At 72.7% G+C, this 17,558-nt stretch carries 13 protein-coding genes; 9 read left to right on the forward strand and 4 right to left on the reverse strand.

The features are described from left to right. Positions 1 to 270 precede the first annotated feature (270 nt). Positions 271 to 1,158 (forward strand): RNA polymerase sigma factor, encoded by an 888-nt coding sequence (locus ACZ6S6_RS29275; RefSeq protein ID WP_362954210.1) that lies wholly within the window; start codon positions 271 to 273, stop codon positions 1,156 to 1,158. Continuing rightward, entirely contained in the window at positions 1,158 to 2,396 is a 1,239-nt protein-coding gene (locus ACZ6S6_RS29280; RefSeq protein WP_469707645.1) for a hypothetical protein, read from the forward strand. The genes ACZ6S6_RS29275 and ACZ6S6_RS29280 overlap by 1 nt, the downstream gene beginning before the upstream one ends. Positions 2,397 to 2,589: 193 nt before the next feature. Here ACZ6S6_RS29280 and ACZ6S6_RS29285 read toward each other — a convergent pair whose 3' ends face one another. Beyond that, entirely contained in the window at positions 2,590 to 3,546 is a 957-nt protein-coding gene (locus tag ACZ6S6_RS29285; protein ID WP_469707647.1) for a L,D-transpeptidase family protein, read from the reverse strand. 167 nt (positions 3,547 to 3,713) lie between these two features. On the opposite strand from ACZ6S6_RS29285, the gene ACZ6S6_RS29290 reads away from it, so the two are divergent. From ACZ6S6_RS29290 to leuE, 4 genes are all read left to right on the forward strand, one after another. Further along, on the forward strand, positions 3,714 to 5,294 hold the full coding sequence (locus tag ACZ6S6_RS29290) for an acyl-CoA mutase large subunit family protein (protein ID WP_469707649.1): 1,581 nt from the start codon (positions 3,714 to 3,716) through the stop codon (positions 5,292 to 5,294). Positions 5,295 to 5,517: 223 nt separating this feature from the next. Next, complete coding sequence (locus tag ACZ6S6_RS29295) at positions 5,518 to 6,585, forward strand: hypothetical protein (RefSeq protein WP_469707651.1); 1,068 nt, start codon at positions 5,518 to 5,520, stop codon at positions 6,583 to 6,585. Positions 6,586 to 6,673: 88 nt separating this feature from the next. Continuing rightward, on the forward strand, positions 6,674 to 7,303 hold the full coding sequence (locus tag ACZ6S6_RS29300) for a class F sortase (protein WP_362954029.1): 630 nt from the start codon (positions 6,674 to 6,676) through the stop codon (positions 7,301 to 7,303). Positions 7,304 to 7,454: 151 nt separating this feature from the next. Next, positions 7,455 to 8,123: a leucine efflux protein LeuE gene (gene leuE, locus ACZ6S6_RS29305; RefSeq protein WP_469707653.1), complete on the forward strand. Its 669-nt coding sequence runs from the start codon at positions 7,455 to 7,457 to the stop codon at positions 8,121 to 8,123. 24 nt (positions 8,124 to 8,147) lie between these two features. Here the strand turns inward: leuE and ACZ6S6_RS29310 are convergent, their stop codons facing one another. Next, positions 8,148 to 8,618, reverse strand: a complete 471-nt coding sequence (locus ACZ6S6_RS29310) for a MarR family winged helix-turn-helix transcriptional regulator (RefSeq protein WP_469707884.1) — start codon at positions 8,616 to 8,618, stop codon at positions 8,148 to 8,150. A 66-nt stretch (positions 8,619 to 8,684) separates the two neighbouring features. Then, a complete protein-coding gene (locus ACZ6S6_RS29315) occupies positions 8,685 to 10,106 on the reverse strand; it encodes an FAD-dependent monooxygenase (RefSeq protein ID WP_469707655.1) in 1,422 nt (473 codons plus the stop codon). Positions 10,107 to 10,167: 61 nt separating this feature from the next. Here ACZ6S6_RS29315 and ACZ6S6_RS29320 point away from each other — a divergent pair, with 61 nt between their 5' ends. After that, on the forward strand, positions 10,168 to 10,812 hold the full coding sequence (locus tag ACZ6S6_RS29320; protein ID WP_469707658.1) for a TetR/AcrR family transcriptional regulator C-terminal domain-containing protein: 645 nt from the start codon (positions 10,168 to 10,170) through the stop codon (positions 10,810 to 10,812). Positions 10,813 to 10,833: 21 nt separating this feature from the next. Here ACZ6S6_RS29320 and ACZ6S6_RS29325 read toward each other — a convergent pair whose 3' ends face one another. Further along, positions 10,834 to 13,344 (reverse strand): YfhO family protein, encoded by a 2,511-nt coding sequence (locus ACZ6S6_RS29325; RefSeq protein WP_469707660.1) that lies wholly within the window; start codon positions 13,342 to 13,344, stop codon positions 10,834 to 10,836. A 282-nt stretch (positions 13,345 to 13,626) separates the two neighbouring features. On the opposite strand from ACZ6S6_RS29325, the gene ACZ6S6_RS29330 reads away from it, so the two are divergent. Both ACZ6S6_RS29330 and ACZ6S6_RS29335 read left to right on the forward strand, forming a co-directional pair. Next, entirely contained in the window at positions 13,627 to 15,180 is a 1,554-nt protein-coding gene (locus tag ACZ6S6_RS29330; RefSeq protein ID WP_469707663.1) for a MalT transcriptional regulator family protein, read from the forward strand. Continuing rightward, complete coding sequence (locus ACZ6S6_RS29335) at positions 15,177 to 17,546, forward strand: glycosyltransferase (protein WP_469707665.1); 2,370 nt, start codon at positions 15,177 to 15,179, stop codon at positions 17,544 to 17,546. The genes ACZ6S6_RS29330 and ACZ6S6_RS29335 overlap by 4 nt, the downstream gene beginning before the upstream one ends. Positions 17,547 to 17,558: the final 12 nt, after the last annotated feature.

The following is a 17,558-nucleotide window of genomic DNA, read 5'->3' on the forward strand; positions in this document are numbered from 1 at the left end:
CTGGTCGGAGGGGTAAGTGGAACGACGACCGGGGCCGCCACCCCCCACAGGAGAGGCCCCGGTCGTCTTCCGCGGGGCCGCAGGACGACCCCGTACTCATCTCAGCGTCGTGACTGCGTTTTCTGTCACACCGTGGGCCGGACGCAGAATGTTGCGGGTTGTACAAGTCATGGACGTGATGCCCGCGAAGGACGTAGCGTGCTGAGTCGCGCAGGGTGGCGCGGCAGTGGTGACCAGCTGCGATTCAGGACAGCAGGGCAGGTTGAGGGAGTGCTGGGGGACGACGCGGGGCTTACTGCCGCGGTGCTCGCGGCACAGGACGGGGACGAGGACGCCTTCCGTACTGTGTACCGCGCTGTGCAGCCGCGGTTGCTGGGCTACATAAGGACGCTGGTGGGGGAGCCGGACGCCGAGGACGTGGCGTCCGAGTCCTGGCTCCAGATAGCGCGTGACCTGGACCGGTTCAGCGGTGACGCGGACCGGTTCCGGGGCTGGGCGGCGCGGATAGCGCGTAACCGTGCCCTGGATCATCTGCGGATGCGCGGCAGACGGCCCTCGGCCGGCGGCGACGAGACGGAACTGTCCGAGAAGCCCGCCGAGTCCGACACCGCCGCCGAGGCGATCGAGGCTCTGGCCACCGGCCGCACCATGTCGCTCATCGCCCAGCTGCCGCAGGACCAGGCCGAGGCCGTGGTGCTGCGCGTGGTGGTCGGTCTCGACGCGAAGAGCGCGGCGCTGACGCTGGGCAAGCGGCCGGGCGCGGTACGCACCGCCTCCCACCGCGGGCTGAAGCGGCTCGCCGAACTGCTGCGGGCGGACAGCGCGGAGAGTGCGGAGAGCGTGGGTAGTGCGGACGGCGGGGGCAGTCCCGGCGGTACCGGTAGCCCCGGCGGCACGGGGTATCCGGGGGCCGGCGGAGGTCCGGCGGCCGCGGACCACGCGGAGGACGGCCGTCCGCACGGCGGCGCCCCGGCCGGCGGGGTCGGTGTCCCCAGGGGGCCGGTTGACGCGTCGGCCCCCGCACAGTCCCCGCAGGGCAGCGCGGCGGGCCGGACGGCGGAACTCGGCGCCGTGCCCGCGCAGCGCCCCTCCCACACCGGGCTGGTGGCGCCCGCCGGTGTGACGCATTCGCGTCTGTGGACGCAGAAGGACATGTGATGGCCGACGAGCAGTACGAATGGCTTGACAAGGAAGCGGCGGAGAGATTGCTCCGCGGCGAACCGGTCGATCCTGCCGACGGCCAGTCGGAACAGGAGGCCGAGAGGCTCGCGGCCGCGCTGGACGCCGCGGCCCGGTCCGCCCGTCCGGCCACCGGTGAACTTCCGGGCGAGGCCGCCGCGTTGGCCGCCTTCCGCGCCGCCCCCCGCGCCTCTTCCCGCTCCGCGTCCGGTACCCGCTCCGCGTCCGCGCGGGCGGGCCGGGGGACCGCCGCCGGGCTGGACGGGACAGGCGAGACCGGGATGCTCGCACCCGTGCACATAGGCCGGGCCGTCTCCGGCAGCGGGTCCGGCTCCGCGGGTTTCCGTGGCGCCCGCCCGTCGCACTGGAGCCGGCCCATCCGCTTCGGTCTGGTCGCCTCCCTCGCGTGCTGCGCGATCGGCGGGGTGGCGGTGGCCGCCGGGACCGGGGTGCTGCCCGGCCCCTTCGGCCGGCACGCCCCCTCGCCGGCGACCTCGGTGTCGGCCGCCGCCTCGCCCGAGGAGCTCGGCTCCGGCCTCACCACCGACGACGGGACGCCCGAGCCGCCGTCCGGCTCAGCGAGTACGGAGAGCGTGCCACCGGAAACCCCGGACTCGGCCGGCCCCGGCGGAAAGAGCACCGCCGGCCCCGGCAGCAGCGGCCCCACCGCCCCCGCCACCGACGGTGAGACCGGAACCGGACCGCACGACGGCCCGGCCAACGGTTCCTCGGACAGCGCCGGGGGCACGGACGGTGACGGTGCCGGGAAGCCCGACACCTCCCCCGACGACACATCGGGCGCCTGGTACGCCAAGACCCTGAAGGCCTGCCGCGACTACCAAGACGGCAAGCTCGACGACGACCGCAGACGCCGCCTCGAAGCGTTGGCCAAGGGCGCCCGCAACCTGGACCGGTTCTGCGACCGGATGCTCGACAAGGCCGGCGGCAACCAGGGCAATGACCAGGGCAACAGCCAGAACGGCGACGGCGGCGATTCGGACGGCGACTCGCCGCCCGGCGGTTCCGGCTCCCTCCCGTCGATCGGGTTCACCCCGGTGTCCCCGCAGCCGTCGACCGCCTTCGCCGGAACCGACCCGGTAACGGAGCCGGTGTCCGACCCGGCAACCGGCCCCGGACCGGACCCGGGACACGAGCCCGTGGCCGACGCCACCGCCTCGCAGACGGCAGCGCCGGGCACTCCCGTCGCGGCCCGCTGACCCCGTCCGCCACCCGGTGTGACGTTTTTCGGGGCACGGACGCAGTACAGAGTGAGCCGACTGGTCATCGGCAGCGCCCTGAGCCGGGGTTCCCCCCGTACCTACGGCTCGGCGCAAATGGCGCGGGCGGGACACGTTCCCCCGGTCCCGCCCGCGCCCCTCACACCCCCGGTCCTCCGGCCCCGCCCGGTGCTCAGCTGTAGACGACGACCTTGTCGCCGTTGTGGACCTGGGCGAACAGTGAGGCGATCTTCCCCTCGTCCCGGACGTTGACGCAGCCGTGCGAGGCGCCGTTGTAGCCGCGGGCCGCGAAGTCCGACGAGTAGTGCACCGCTTGGCCGCCGCTGAAGAACATCGCGTACGGCATCGGGGAGTCGTAGAGCGTCGACACGTGGTGCCGGGACTTCCAGTAGACGGAGAAGGTGCCCTCGCGGGTCGGCGTGTACTGCGAGCCGAACCGCACATCCATCGACGAGAGGACCTTGCCGTCGATCATCCAGGACAGCGACCGGCTGTTCTTGCTGATGCAGATCACCCGGCCCGTCATACAGCGCTTGTCCGGCTTCGCGACCGGACGGGTGGTCGGCGGGTTCAGCTCCGCCGCCGTCGGCTCGTGCGTCATGCCGAGCAGCTTCTGCCAGGTGAGCGTGTCCGCCTTCCCCGTACGGGACAGCCCGCGCTTGCCCTGGAACGACTGCACGGAGGCGACCGTGACGGTGCCGTAGTAGCCCGTGGGGCTGCGGTCGAAGTGGCCGATCTGGCGCAGCCGGGCCTGGAGCTCGCGCACCTGCTCGCCCTGCGCGCCGCTCGCCATCAGCACCTTGCCCTGCGGGTCGGGCGCGGGCGCGGACTTCGGCGGTGCGCTCGGCTTCGCGCTCGGTTTCGTGCTCGGTTTCGTGCTCGGCTCCGCGCTCGCGGGCGGCGTCGCCGTCGCCGTCCCCGGCTTGTCCGTGCCGGGCTTGGCGTCGTCGGTGGGCGTGCCGCTCGTCGGCGCGGGCGCCGGAGCGGCCGGCGTGCTGCCCGCCGCCTGCGGCTCGCACCCGGCGGTCACCGCGGTCAGCGCGAGTACGGCGACGGCCGCGGTCGCCGCCGCGGCTCCCCTGCCGCGCCTGGGCGCGTGGCCGCGCCCGGTCCTTCTGGTGCGTATCATCTCGGCCCCCTCGGGTCTCCGGTATCCCATGGGACGGATTCCCGCTCCGCCCGGTTGCCGAATCCTGCGGATGATGGGGAAATCGTTAGCGGGCACCGTAGAGCCTGTCGTCAGACCGGCCCTACGGCCCCAGGTTCCGCATCGGTGACCAGCGGGAGGCGGAGCGGATGACGCGCGAGTCGGAGTCGGGACTGCCCATCGAGCCGGTCTACGGGCCGGACGCGCTCGACGGCTGGGACCCCGCGGAGAGACTGGGGGAGCCGGGCGGCTACCCGTTCACCCGCGGCGTGTACCCGTCGATGTACACCGGCCGCCCGTGGACGATGCGCCAGTACGCGGGCTTCGGCACGGCCGCCGAGTCCAACGCCCGGTACAAGCAGCTCATCGCCAACGGCACCACCGGCCTGTCCGTCGCCTTCGACCTGCCCACCCAGATGGGCCACGACTCCGACGCGGCCCTCGCGTCCGGCGAGGTCGGCAAGGTCGGCGTGGCCGTCGACTCGGTCGACGACATGCGGGTGCTGTTCGACGGGATCCCGCTGGACCGGGTCTCCACCTCGATGACGATCAACTCCCCGGCCGCCCTGCTCCTGCTGATGTACCAGCTGGTGGCCGAGGAGCAGGGGGTGTCCGGGCGGCAGCTGACCGGCACCGTGCAGAACGATGTGCTCAAGGAGTACATCGCCCGCGGCACGTACATCTTTCCGCCGGGCCCCTCGCTGCGGCTGACCGCCGACATCTTCGGCTACTGCCGGGCCGAGATGCCGAAGTGGAACACGATCTCGATCTCCGGCTACCACATGGCGGAGGCCGGGGCCTCGCCCGCGCAGGAGATCGCCTTCACTCTCGCGGACGGCATCGAGTACGTCCGTACCGCAGTCGCGGCCGGTATGGACGTCGACGACTTCGGGCCCCGGCTGTCCTTTTTCTTCGTCGCCCGTACGACGATCCTGGAGGAGGTCGCCAAGTTCCGTGCCGCCCGCCGGATCTGGGCGAAGGTGATGAAGGAGGAGTTCGGCGCCAAGAACCCGAAGTCGCTGATGCTGCGCTTCCACACCCAGACCGCGGGCGTCCAGCTCACCGCCCAGCAGCCCGAGGTCAACCTGGTGCGCGTCGCCGTGCAGGGCCTGGCCGCCGTCCTGGGTGGCACCCAGTCCCTGCACACCAACTCCTTCGACGAGGCCATCGCGCTGCCCACCGACAAGTCGGCCCGGCTCGCGCTGCGCACCCAGCAGGTCCTGGCGTACGAGACGGACGTGACGGCCACCGTCGACCCGTTCGCGGGCTCCTACGCCGTCGAACGGATGACGGACGACGTCGAGGCCGCGGCCCTGGAGCTGATGCTCAGGGTCGAGGACATGGGCGGCGCCGTCAGCGCGATCGAGCGCGGCTTCCAGAAGAGCGAGATCGAGCGCAGCGCCTACCGCATCGCCCTGGAGACGGACAGCGCCGAGCGGGTCGTCGTCGGCGTCAACCGCTTCCGGCTCGACGAGGAGGAGCCGTACGAGCCGCTCCGCGTCGACCCGGCGATCGAGGCCCGGCAGGCGGCCCGGCTGGCGGCGCTCCGTGCCGGACGGGACCGGGGTGCGGTGGACACGGCCCTGGCCGCGCTGCGGGAAGCGGCGCGGGGCACGGACAACGTGCTGTACCCGATGAAGGAGGCGCTGAGGGCCCGCGCCACCGTGGGCGAGGTCTGCGACGCGCTCCGTGAGGTGTGGGGGGCGTACGAGCCGTCGGACGTCTTCTGAGGCGGGGGAGGGCCTCGCCCGCATCGGAAGACGTCCGGGCGAAGAGGCGGATCGGGGAGGCTCTGTCACAGTTCCGTTACAGGGAGTGGACGACTCCGCCGCGTGGGCTGCCTACATTCGTAGAAGCAGCCCGCCCTACCTCACGGCCCCACCCACAGAGGAAGCGGCATGCGACTCCCCCACGCCACCCGGCCCACAAGGCCCTTTCTCCACGGAGTCGTTCATGTCTTTCCGTACCGCACACCGTCGTACCGCACACCGTCGTACCGCACACCGCCGCATCGCACTGCGGTCCGCCATCGCCACGGCAGCCCTCGCCGGCGGCGTACTCCTACCGGCCGCCGGCGCCTTCGCCGACACCACCCCGAGCAGCCCGGCCCCCAGCAGTCCGGCCCCGGCGACTTCGGTACCGGTAACCCCGGCACCGACCACCTCGGCGCCGGCGAGTCCGGCCCCGAGCAGTCCGGCACCGACCACCTCGGCACCGGCGAGTCCGGCACCGACCACCTCCGCGCCCGAGGGGGACGAGTACACCGACGACGGCACCCTGGTCCACAAGGACGTGCTCAAGGGCGGGCTGACCGCCAGGGTGTACAAGCACGGCGACGCGCACGTCTACTACACCGCCGTCATCCTTGAGCACAGCGGCCCGCTCGGCGCCCTCACCGCGGGTCCGGGTTACGTCTCCAGGGACACCAGGACCTACCGCGGGATCTCCGTCACGCTCTACGCGGACGGCCGCATCACCTCGGTGAACGGCGGCGGCGGCGAGGGACCGGTGTACTCCGGGAAGTGCACCGTCTCCGTCACGACGAGCGTCGGAGGCGGCACCGGGGCCGTGCTCACCATCAGTCCTTCGGGGCCGTCCGTCTTCTTCAAGGACGCGGGGTACGGCACCATCCTCGACGTCGGCCCGCTCGACCGCCTGCACCCGAAGCTGCCCGCGAGCGCCGGATTCGTCGGCGAGATCATCAACCCGAACAGCACCGCCCCGCGCTTGAAGTTCAACATGCAGGGCGGCGGAAACCCGGCGGGCTACACCGACTTCCCGAAGCTGCCCAAGGGATGCAGCTTCCTGTACGGCACGGGGTCGGGGACGGGCGACGGCAAGGACACGCACTCCTCCCAGACCTCGGTCGTCCCGAAGGGCAGCGTCGCGGCCGGTGCGGAGCTGGAGCAGGGCGGCGGCCACCCCGTTCTGATCGCGGCCGGCGGGGCGGCGGCAGCGGTGGGCGCGGCGGGCGTCGGCTTCGTCGCCCTGCGCCGCCGCACGGCAGCGGCCGGCCGCTGAACCGGTCGGACACGGTCGTCACACGTCGGGGGAGGGGCAGTCGCGCACTGCGGCTGCCCCTCCCCGTTCTGCCTGCCGGGAGTCCCGTATGAACACACCGCTCGCGCGCCGTCCCGTGGCGGCCTCGCTCGTCGCCTTCACCCTCGCCGCCATGGCCGTACTGACGGGCTGCGCCTCCGACGACGCCCCCGCCACTCCGCCCGCTCACATCGCCACCTCACCGGCCCCGTCGGCTCCGGCCGTTGAGTCCGGCGCCGCCACCCCGATGCCGGCCTCCGAGCCGGTCCGGGTCCGCATCCCCTCGGCCGGCGTCGACACGGGGCCGGTCCTGAGCCTGGGGCTGGCCGCCGACGGCACCGTCGAGGTCCCGACCGTGGCCCAGGCGGACCGCATCGGCTGGTACACCAAGGGTGTCACCCCGGGGGAGACCGGCCCCGCCGTACTCATCGGCCACTTCGACACCGCCGAGGGCCCGGCCGTACTGAAGAACGTCGCGAAGATCCGGGTCGGCGACCGGATCACCGTCACGAGGGCCGACGGATCCGACGCGGTGTTCGCCGTACGGAGACTCCAGCAGGTCGACAAGGGCGCCTTCCCGACCGACGACGTCTACGGAAACACGGCCGGCCCCGAGCTCCGGCTGATCACCTGCGGCGGAGAGCTGCGCGGCGGTCACCGGCCGGACAACATCATCGCCTTCGCGGATCTGGTGAGCTGAGACCACATGGCGCGTGCTGAGATCACATGGCGCGGGCTGAGACCACATGGGGCGGGCTGAGGGTCGCTGCGACGAGGACTGACGGAGAACGTCGTCCAATGACCTGAAATCCGCCCCCGGAGTGTCGTATCCGCGTGCGACACTCCGTCTCATGCTGGGTGTCACCGACCTTCCGACCTATCTCGCCGGCCTCGTGCTGATCGTTCTGCTGCCGGGGCCGAATTCGCTGTACGTGCTGTCCGTCGCCGCCCGGCGCGGGGTGCGCACCGGTTATGTGGCCGCCGCCGGAGTGTGGACCGGGGACACCGTGCTGATGACGCTGTCCGCGCTGGGGGCCTCGTCGCTGCTGCGGACGACGCCGGTGCTCTTCGCCGTGGTGAAGTTCGCCGGTGCGGGCTATCTGACCTGGCTGGCCTTCGGGATGCTGCGGGCCGCGGTGTCCATGTGGCGCGAGCGGCACCGGCGGGTGGCCGAGCTGACGGGCGAGACGGCGGACGGGGGCGAGGCCGCCGGCAGCATGGAGCGGCCGTACCGCCGGGCGCTGGTGGTCAGTCTGTTCAACCCGAAGGCGATCCTGTTCCTGATCTCGTTCTTCGTGCAGTTCGTCGATCCGGGGTACGCCTACCCGGCGCTCTCCTTCCTGCTGCTGGGCACCCTGCTCCAGGCCGCCAGCTTCCTTTACCTGACGGCGCTGATCTTCGGCGGCACCCGGCTGTCCGCCGTGTTCCGCCGCCGTAAGCGGCTCTCGGCGGGAGCCACTTCGGCGGCGGGCGTGCTGTTCCTCGGCTTCGCCGCGAAACTCTCGCTCAGCAACGTGTGACCGGGCGGGCCGGCAAGCGCCACGTCAGTGGTGCCAGGCCTCGCCGCCGACGTTGTGGATCATGCGCTGGAGCACCTTGAGGGTGCGGACGAACTCCTCGGGCGGGATGCCGTCGTGGATCTCCTCGCTCGCCCGCGTGACGCCTGCGTACGCCCGGGTGCGCAGCTCGTGGCCCGAGGAGGTCAGCCGCAGCCGGGTGCCGGCGTCCTGAGTGATGAGGGCCTGGTCGATCAGGGTGTCGATCTCGGGTTCCAGGCCGTCCCCGACACCGAGGTAACCGCGGAGCATGGTGACGACCTCCGCCCGGGGGCGGCCCGTTTCGTCGGCGTCGGCCAGCTGGTTCAGTACCCACCAGCGGGGCTGCGTCAGGCCGTGCTCGGCCAGGGCGGACCGGATGTGGCCCACGGTCGCGGTGTGTGCGGCCCAGCTCCAGTAGCCGATCGGCTGCTTGGCGAGCCCTTCGTCGTCGTGTGAGTAGTCCGTTGAGTCGTTCATCGAGTGGTTCGTCGAGTCGTTCATCGAGCCGTTCATCGAGTGGTCCATGACGACGAACGTAGGAGCTCAACCGCGCTTGAGGTCAAGGCCCATCGGCGCGAGGTACGCGGCGAGGCCGTCGGTGTTCTCGCCCGCCCAGCCGATGTAGCCGTCCGGCCGGACCAGGAACAGCCCCTTGCCGTACGCCTTGTACGTCTCCGTGCGGTGCACCCGGACCGCCGCGCCGGTGAACTCCGGCAGCTCCGCGTCGGTGCCCACCGCCAGCAGCGTGAAGTGCGGACCCCGGAACACGTCGAACAGCCGCCGGTCGCCGGTGGGCCCGTCGGGGGCCCGGTCGCCGGCCTCCAGTACGCCCGCCCGGCCCGCCGACAGCGGGCCGCCGCGGTAGCCGAGGCCCAACTGCTGGGTGGCGGCGCCGCGTTCCTGCTGTCCGCGGTGGATACGGGTGGACAGGCCGAGCACCTCGGCGGCGACCGGGCGGCGCTCCTGTTCGTAGGTGTCGAGCAGGGCGGCGGGCGCTGCGTGGTTCAGCACCTGGCCGAGCTTCCAGCCGAGGTTGTACGCGTCCTGCACGCTCGTGTTGAGACCTTGCCCGCCCGCGGGGGAGTGGATGTGGGCGGCGTCCCCGGCCAGGAAGACCCGCCCCTCGCGGAACCGGTCGGCCAGCGCGGCGCGCGGCCGGAAGTCGGAGGCCCAGAGCACCTCGGTGACGTCCTCGGCGTCCAGGTGGGTGCGTTCCGCGACGACCGCGCGCACCCCGTCCGCCGAGGTGTCGGGCTCGCCGTCCTTGTACTGGGCGACCAGCTGGAAGTCCGCCGTGCCGGGCAGCGGGCAGAGGGTGATGAACCCGGAGTCGGTGTTCAGCATGTGCCAGTTGAGCCGGTCGAGCGCGTCCTCGGCGACCCGTACGTCGGCCACCAGCATCGGTGCCGGGTCCACCGTCTCGCCGGTCATCGCGATGCCCAGCGCCCGCCGCACCGTGGAGCGCCCGCCGTCCGCCGCGACCAGGTAGGAGGCGCGGACCGGGCCGGTGGACAGCTGGGCGGTGACCCCGTCGGCGTCCTGGCCAAGGCCGGTCAGCGCGGTCGAGAACGTGACGTCGCCGCCCAGTTCGCGCAGCCGGGTCAGCAGGATCTCCTGGGTCCGCCACTGCGGCATCATCCACGGCTCCCCGTACGGCTCGGCGTCCGTCGCGGCCGCCACCCGGAACATGCGGTGCTCGCCCGTCCGCTCGCCGTTCTGCCAGGCCATCCCGACCGGCGCCGGACCGCCGTGCTCGCGGACCGCGTCACCGACCCCGAGATCGTCCAGGACCTCCCGGGTGCGGGGCTGGATGCCCTTGCCGCGCGAGCCGGGGAAGAGCGTGGGTGCCTGCTCCACGAGGAGGGCGGGCACGCCCCGGCGGGCCAGGTCGCAGGCGAGGGCGAGACCGGAGGGGCCGGCGCCGACGATGAGAACGCCGGGTTCCTTAACGCTGTTAAGTTCCATGGTCCGGAGTCTGCGCTTAACGCTGTTAAGTTGTCAAGGTGGGGGCTGTTAACTTGACGAGGTGGGTACGACGAAGATCGACCGGTCCCGCGTGGCCGACACGGCACTGCGGCTGCTGAACGAGGTGGGCCTGGACGGGCTCAGCCTGCGCGCCATCGCCAGGGAGCTGGATGTCAAGGCGCCCGCTCTCTACTGGCACTTCAAGGACAAGCAGGCGCTGCTCGACGAGATGGCCACGGTGATGTACCGCCGGATGCTCGACGAGGGCCTGCCGGGGCCGACGCCGCAGCGCTGGCAGGACCAGCTCGTCGCGTACAACAGCGGGCTGCGCGCCGGGCTGCTGCGCTACCGCGACGGGGCGAAGGTCTACGGGGGCGCGAAGTTCACCGGCACCGACCACGCGGACGGGCTCGAAGGCCATCTGCGCACCATGGTCGACGCGGGCTTCGAGCTGTGGCAGGCGGTCCGGGCGGGCACCACCGCGTACTCGTACACGATGGGCTTCGTCAGCGAGGAGCAGGGCGTCCGCCCGATGCCGGACCAGCGGCGCGAGGGTTTCGACGTCGGTGAACGTGCGCAGCGGCTGGCCCGCTACCCGCTCGCCGCGGCGGCCGGCGCCGAGATCTTCGCCAACTACGACGAACGCTTCGAGGACGGCCTGCGGCTGATCGTCGCGGGCGTCGAGGCGCGGTACGGGGTGCGCTGAGGTCTCCCGGCCGGCAGGCGGCTACGGGCGGGCGCGCCGCCGCCGTAGGCGGGCCACGGCCGCCGGTGCGAACGCCGTGGCCAGCAGGCCCGCCAGCGCGGCGGCCCCGGCGAGCGTCCCGGCCCGCAGCCCCGGCGGCCGGAACGAACAGTCCACCGTCGTCCGGCCACTGCCGACCGGCACCGCGACGAGGCCGAGATACGAGCCGGCCGGACGCCCGTCGCAGCTCCAGCCCGCGATCCGGGGCGCGGCCAGTACCGCGACTCCCTCGGTGTGCGGCGGGAGTTCGGCGCGCACCCCGCTGCCGGAGACGGTGACCCGCGTCGCGCCGGTCCGCTTCAGCCCCGCCACCGCCGAGGCCAGCCGCCCCGGATCCAGGCAGCCGACGGCCTCGTGCGGAACGGTCCCGTCCCGCTCCGCCCGCAGTGTCACGGCGATCCGGCCCGCGCCCGGACCCAGCGGCAGCATCGCGGCCCGGCGCGTGGGCAGGTCGCCCCGCAGATCGGCCGGTTCACCGGCGGCCCCCAGCCGGGCGGTGCCGAACAGGTCGGGCGCCCACAGGAACACCCGGCTGCCGGCCGGACAGCTCGCACTCAGGGTGTACGTGCCGGGCCGCACCTCGTACGCGGACGCATTCCGGTCCGCGGCGGCCACGCCGTCCGCCGACCGCAGCGCGGTCGCCGGCAACGTGTACACCGAGGCGCCGAGCAGCCTCTCCTGGTTGCGGAACGGCGAACGCCCCCAGACAGCCGCACCCCCGGACCCGGAGGGCCGGACCGTCACCAGCGGCGGGACGTCCTGCCGGGTCACGGTCACCGGCCGGTCGTCGGGGCGGTTCCAGACCTGATGCGGATCGCGCGGCACATGGACTCGGGCGCCGACCGAGAACACCGCGTCGGTCACCGGGTTGTCCAGGCTCTGCACGGCGCGCCCGCGCGAGGTCCAGCCGCCGCCCAGCGCGAGGAGGGTGCGGGTCGTCACGTCGGGCGTGTGGCTGCTGTAGTAGGCCCCGCCCTGGCCGCCGACGACCAGCGGGTCGTTGGCGGTGGTCTGTTCCCGGCCCGGATCGGTGCGGTAGCGCGGCCAGCCGTCGGCGCGGGCCACCGCGTCGGCCTGGAGGCGCTGGCGCTCGCCCCAGGGCGCGTAGTCGTCCAGTTGCTTCAGCCGCTGCCGGTCGGCGTACGCGGTGGTCGCGGCGGCCTGCCCGGCCTGCGCCCCGACCAGCAGCAGTGCCGCGAGCGCCAGGAACCTGCCGCCGCGCACCAGCGCGAGAGCGCAGAGCGCCGCCACCAGGCCAGCGGCGAACAGCGGATACGTCCACCGGGTGACCAGTGCGCTGGGCGCGGCCGAGGCCGCGATCAGCAGCAGCACCCCGCCGCCGCCCAGCAGCGCCCGCCGGTCCGGCCAGGCGCGGGCGACCGAGGTCCAGGCGGCGATCACCAGGAGGCCGCTGAGCACGAACGTCTGCCGGAACGGGCTGCCGTTCGGCGTCGCGAAGGCGTGCCAGAGCAGATGGGTGGGCCCCCACTGCATCGACAGCGCGACCACCGCCACCAGCCCCGGCCACACCCACCGCTCGGCGCGCGGAACGGCCCGGTGGAAGGCCAGCGCGCAGGCCGGCAGCAGGGCGGCCGTGCCGAGGAAGACCGCCGGACTGAAGAAGCCGTACGTGGCCGGCAGCAGCCGGGCCGCGACATCCGGCCAGGCGGCCGGGGCGAACTCGCGGGTCCAGCCCGGATAGGCGTGCTCGGTGCCGAGGAAGACCGGCAGCAGGACCGGCATGGCCAGCCCGATGCCGAGCAGCACCGTCCGCACCGCGCGCACCAGCCCCCGCACCCGCTCCCGTGACGTCCCGTCCTCCAGCAGCAGCCGTACCACCAGCACCAGCGCGGCCCCGAGCGTGGCCATGTACGCGGTGTAGAAGTTGGAGACCCAGGCGAGCGTCACCAGGAGCGTTCCCAGGACCGGCCGCCGCGCGGTCCGCGCCCACTCGCCGGCGAGGCAGAGCAGCGGGAAGGCGATCAGCCCGTCCAGCCACATCGGGTTGTACGCGGCCTCGGCGACCGACCAGCCGCACAGCGCGTACGAGGCGCCGAGCACGGCCGCCGCCCACTCCCGGCCGCGCCCCCGGCGCAACGCGGTGAGCAGCCAGGTCATCGCCGCCGCCGCCACGCCCGTCTTCACCAGCGTGACCACGTAGACGGCCAGGTCGATCCGGTCCCTCGGGAAGACCCCGACGAGCAGGGCGAACGGGCTGCTCAGATACGTACCGAGGTCGGGCAGGAAGCTGGTGCCGAAGCCGGACCGCCAGTTCAGCAGGAGCCCGCCGTCCGCCCTGCCGTGCAGCAGGTCCCAGAGGTGGGCGTGGAACGGTACGAACTGGTTGCCCAGGTCGTTCACGCTGCGGGTGCGCGGGCCAAAGGGGTAGCCGCGGGCCACCGCGTCGCCGGCGCAGACGGTGGCGACGGTGAGCACGGCGGCCAGGGCGGTGGCCGGGGCGCGCGGCGATCGGAGAATCGGCGGAGTCCTCATGGTGGGTCGAATATGTCATCGAACATCGTGAAATCCCTTGCGGGGAAGGGTGGTTCACCTGATGGCCCGCCGCCCTTCACACGACGGCCCCCGCCAGGTCATCCGGCCCGCCGCACGCGCCGGGAACGGGCGGGAGGCAGCAGTTTCCCCCGCCGACAGGGCGAGTTCATCCTGCGGCCGTTCAGGTTTCCTAGCGTGCCGTGGAACCCCGAACGGTTGACGAACATCCGTCCCTCCTCCCTACGCCCCTTCCCCTACGGGCATCAGACGCTTTGGAGCGCCATGACGAAAGCCCGCACCCGCTGGCCACGGCAGCGTGACGCGCAGGAGCCGGGCCCGTCCGAGGACGGCGCCGGGTCCCTCGCCGCCGTCCGTCCGACGGAGCTGGAGACCTGCCTGCGCGCCTGCGCCGCCCACAGCGGGAAGCTGGTCGCCGGGCTCGACCGGCGGCGCACGGCGCTCGCGGAGGCCCTGCGCCACCTGCTGGCCACCCACGCCACCATGGAGCAGACGCCCGCCGCCGCCTCCCCGGCGCCCCTGCTGCGGCGCACCTCCAAGAGCGGCACCGGTACCGCCCTGGTCCTCGGCGACCAGCTGCTCGACCCGCTGCTCGCGGTCGGCAACAAGGCGCTGGACTGCGGTTACGAGGACGAGCTGAAGCTCGCGGTCCTCGTCACGGACACCGTGCTGACCCAGCGCACACGCTCCCGCGCGGCCTGGCGGCTGCGGGCCCGCGTCCTGGAGGCGATGGGCGCCGAGACCGACGCCGTCCAGGCGTACGAGCGCTACCTCGCCCTCACCGACGACGACGGCTTCGGGGTCGCGGCGAGGACGGCCGGGCTGCGGGCCGGGGCGGAGCGCCAGGGCGAACTGCTGCGGATGCTGGAGCGGGACTGCCCCGAGGCCGCGGGCTTCGCCGGAGAGCCGGTCACCGACACCTGGGCCGAGGGCCTGGCGCTGCACGCGCGCGGGGACCGGAACCGGGCGCGGTCCCGGCTGATCGGCGCACTCCTGGCCCAGGAGCGGTCCGGGGCGCCGGTGCCGGAGATCCAGGAGGCCCTCGCCCAGTACCTCGGCCTCGCCCTGGAGGCGGCCGGGGCGCCGGGCAGCGGCGCCGCCCCCCGTACCGCCTCGGGCAGCGACGGCACCGGCCACCTGACGGAGCTGATCGCGCTCTACGCCGGGCAGCGACGGAGCCGGATGCGCGGCCCGGTCGCCGACCCCACCTTCGGCGGGGTCGAATGGGTCACGCTCGGGGAGTTCCGCAACCACATCGCGGGCAGGTCGATCTGCCTGATCGCCAACTCCCAGCGGGTCGGCGCCGGTTCGATGGGCGCCGAGATCGACGCGTACGACCTGGTCGTCCGCTTCAACTCGTACCGGATCGACCCGGCCGCCACCGGCAGCCGTACCGACATCCACGCCACCATCCACAAGCACGGCTTCAACTGGGACCGAGAGGTCCACACCCGGCTGGTGTTCGGCGGGCTCTCCGGCGACTGGAAGTACTCGCTGCGCAACCGGCTGGTGCCGGGCGCCCAGCGGTACCTCGGGGACGAGTCGCTGCGCTGGCCGCTGCGCGACATCGGCAAGGTCGGCACGGACGTCTGGCCGGCCATCCCCACCAGCGGGTTCAACATGCTGTGGCTGCTGGACCACCTGGACGTCAGCCCGCGACTCGACCTGATCGGCTTCGACTTCTACGAGAGCGGCGCCTACCGGCTGCCCGCCGCGATGAAGATGCCGATCACCTCCGTGCACGAGTACACCAGCGAGAAGGCGTGGGTCATGGAACGCGCCCAGAGCGTCACCGATACGAGGATCCGACTGCGATGACGACGACGCCCCCCGCCGAGATACTCCCCGCCGAGACACCCGCCCCCGTGCAGGCAGCCCCCGCACAGCCCGCCAACGCGCTCACCGGCAAGCGCCGGGTCGCCTTCGCGAGCTTCGTGGACGAGAACTACCTGCCCGGCTTCCTCGCCCTGCTGCGCAGCCTGGCCCTGTCCAACCCGGCGGTCTGCGAGGACTTCATCGTCCTGCACGACGGGCTGCGCCCCGCGTCCGTCGCCCGCATCCGGGAACTGCACCCCCGCGTCGACTTCCGCCGGGTCGACGCCGCGCACTACGACACGTACGCCAAGGGCGACCAGGACAACTACCTGGTGCGCAAGGCCTACTTCATCCTGGACGTCTTCCGGGTGCGCGACTACGACACCGTGATCACCCTGGACACCGACATGGTGGTCCTCGGTGAGCTGGACGAACTGCTGCGGCTGCGCGAGGGACTCGCCGCCGTTCCGCAGTTCTTCTACGGGCAGCACAAGCTCAACAGCGGGCTGCTGGTCATCCAGCGCGAGTACCTGAGCGACGCGTTCTGCGCACGGATCGACGAGGCCGGCCGTAGCGGCGACTACGAGCTGGACAAGCACGACCAGGGCATCCTGAACGCCGTGCTCGACGGCGACTTCGTACAGCTCGACTCCCGCTACAACTACGTCAAGCGGCGGCTCTCCGGCGACCTCCCGGTGCCCGAAACCACCGCGATCCTGCACTTCACCGGCCGGCACAAGCCCTGGCAGGGCGGCGAGGCCGGGTACGGTCTCGCGGAGGACCGCTGGCGCGAGTCCGAGCTGTCCGACGCCGAGTTCCACGCCGCTTACCTGGCCCTGCCCGGCGCCAAGCACCACGACCTGCTGGTGCACTACGGCACCCCGCACGTCCGCCGCACCGCCGACCCCGACAGCGCCCGCCGGGTCGCCACCGCGCACATCGCCGCCGGTGAGTACCAGGAGGCCGCCGAACTCCTCGGCTCGGTCCCGATCCCCGTCGACGAGGCCTGGCCGCACGAGGTGCTCGGCCACGCCCTGATGAGCGTCTCGCGCTACGAGGAGGCCCGCGCCCAGCTCCTGCTGGCCGCCGCCGCCCCCAACCGGGCCGCCACCGCCTTCTCGCGCCTCGCCCAGATCGCCTGGATCCACGGCGACGACACCGGCGCGGCGCGGTACGCCATCGAAGGGCTCGGCGTCGACCCCACCCACCGGGCGAACCGGCTGATGTACAAGCGCACCAGAGACGCGGAGACCCCCGACGAGGGACCGGCCGCCGACCAGCTCGCACACGTCGCCTTCTACATGGACCGGCAGGGCAACGCCGGGGACAAGCTGCTCCCCGAGAGCGTCCGTCTCGCCTTCGGCCGCGACACAGGACCGGCCCGCTGGCACTCCGTCCACGCCCACCGGCTGTTCGACGAGGCCGCGCTGGAACGGGTCAACGCCCGCCGCGGACTGGTCATCGGCGGCGGCGGCCTCTTCATCCCGGACACCGCCCCGAACGGCAACAGCGGCTGGCAGTGGAACGTCCCCGACGAACTGCTGGAGCGGATCGACGTACCCGTCATGGTGTACGCGGTCGGCTTCAACGCCTTCGACGGCCAGGCGTACGGCCACGGCCGGGAACGCTTCCTCTCCTCACTGCGCAAGCTGGTCGAGCGCTCCGCGTTCTTCGGACTCCGCAACCACGGCTCGATTCGCAAGGTCCGCGAGCTGCTGCCGGCCTCGCTGCACGACAAGGTCCGCTTCCAGCCCTGCCCGACCACCGTCACCCGGCACCTGGTGGACGGCTGGACCGATCCCGCGCGGCGCGAGGACACCGTGCTGATCAACGCCGCGTACGACCGCTCCGGGCTCCGCTTCGGCCACGACTACGGGCACTTCCTCGCCGAGATGGCCACCGCCGTGAAGGGGCTGGGCGAGCACGCCGAGGTGAAGTGCGTGGCCCACTCGCTGGACGACGAGCGGATCGCGTTCGACCTGCGGCGCGAGCACGGTATCGCGCTGCCCGTGATCCCGATGTACGACTTCGGCAACGACGAGATCCGGGACACCTACGCCAGGACCAGGCTGGTCATCGGGATGCGCGGGCACGCGGGCATGATCCCGTTCGGCTGCGGCACCCCCGTCATCAGCCTGATCTCGCACCCGAAGATGGCGTACTTCCTCGCCGACATCGAGCGGCCCGAGTGGGGCATCTCCGTCCACGACCGGCACCTCGGGGCGCGGCTGGTGGAGCGGGCGGCCGGACTGCTGGACGACCACGCGGCGGCGGTGGCCGATGTGCACGGGCGCCAGCGGGAACTGTGGAAGGTCACCGAGGCGAACGCCGCCGACCTTCAGCTGATCCAGGCCGGCGTGCGCGTCTGAGGCCACGACGGG

Source organism: Streptomyces sp. NPDC048671, from assembly GCF_055587045.1.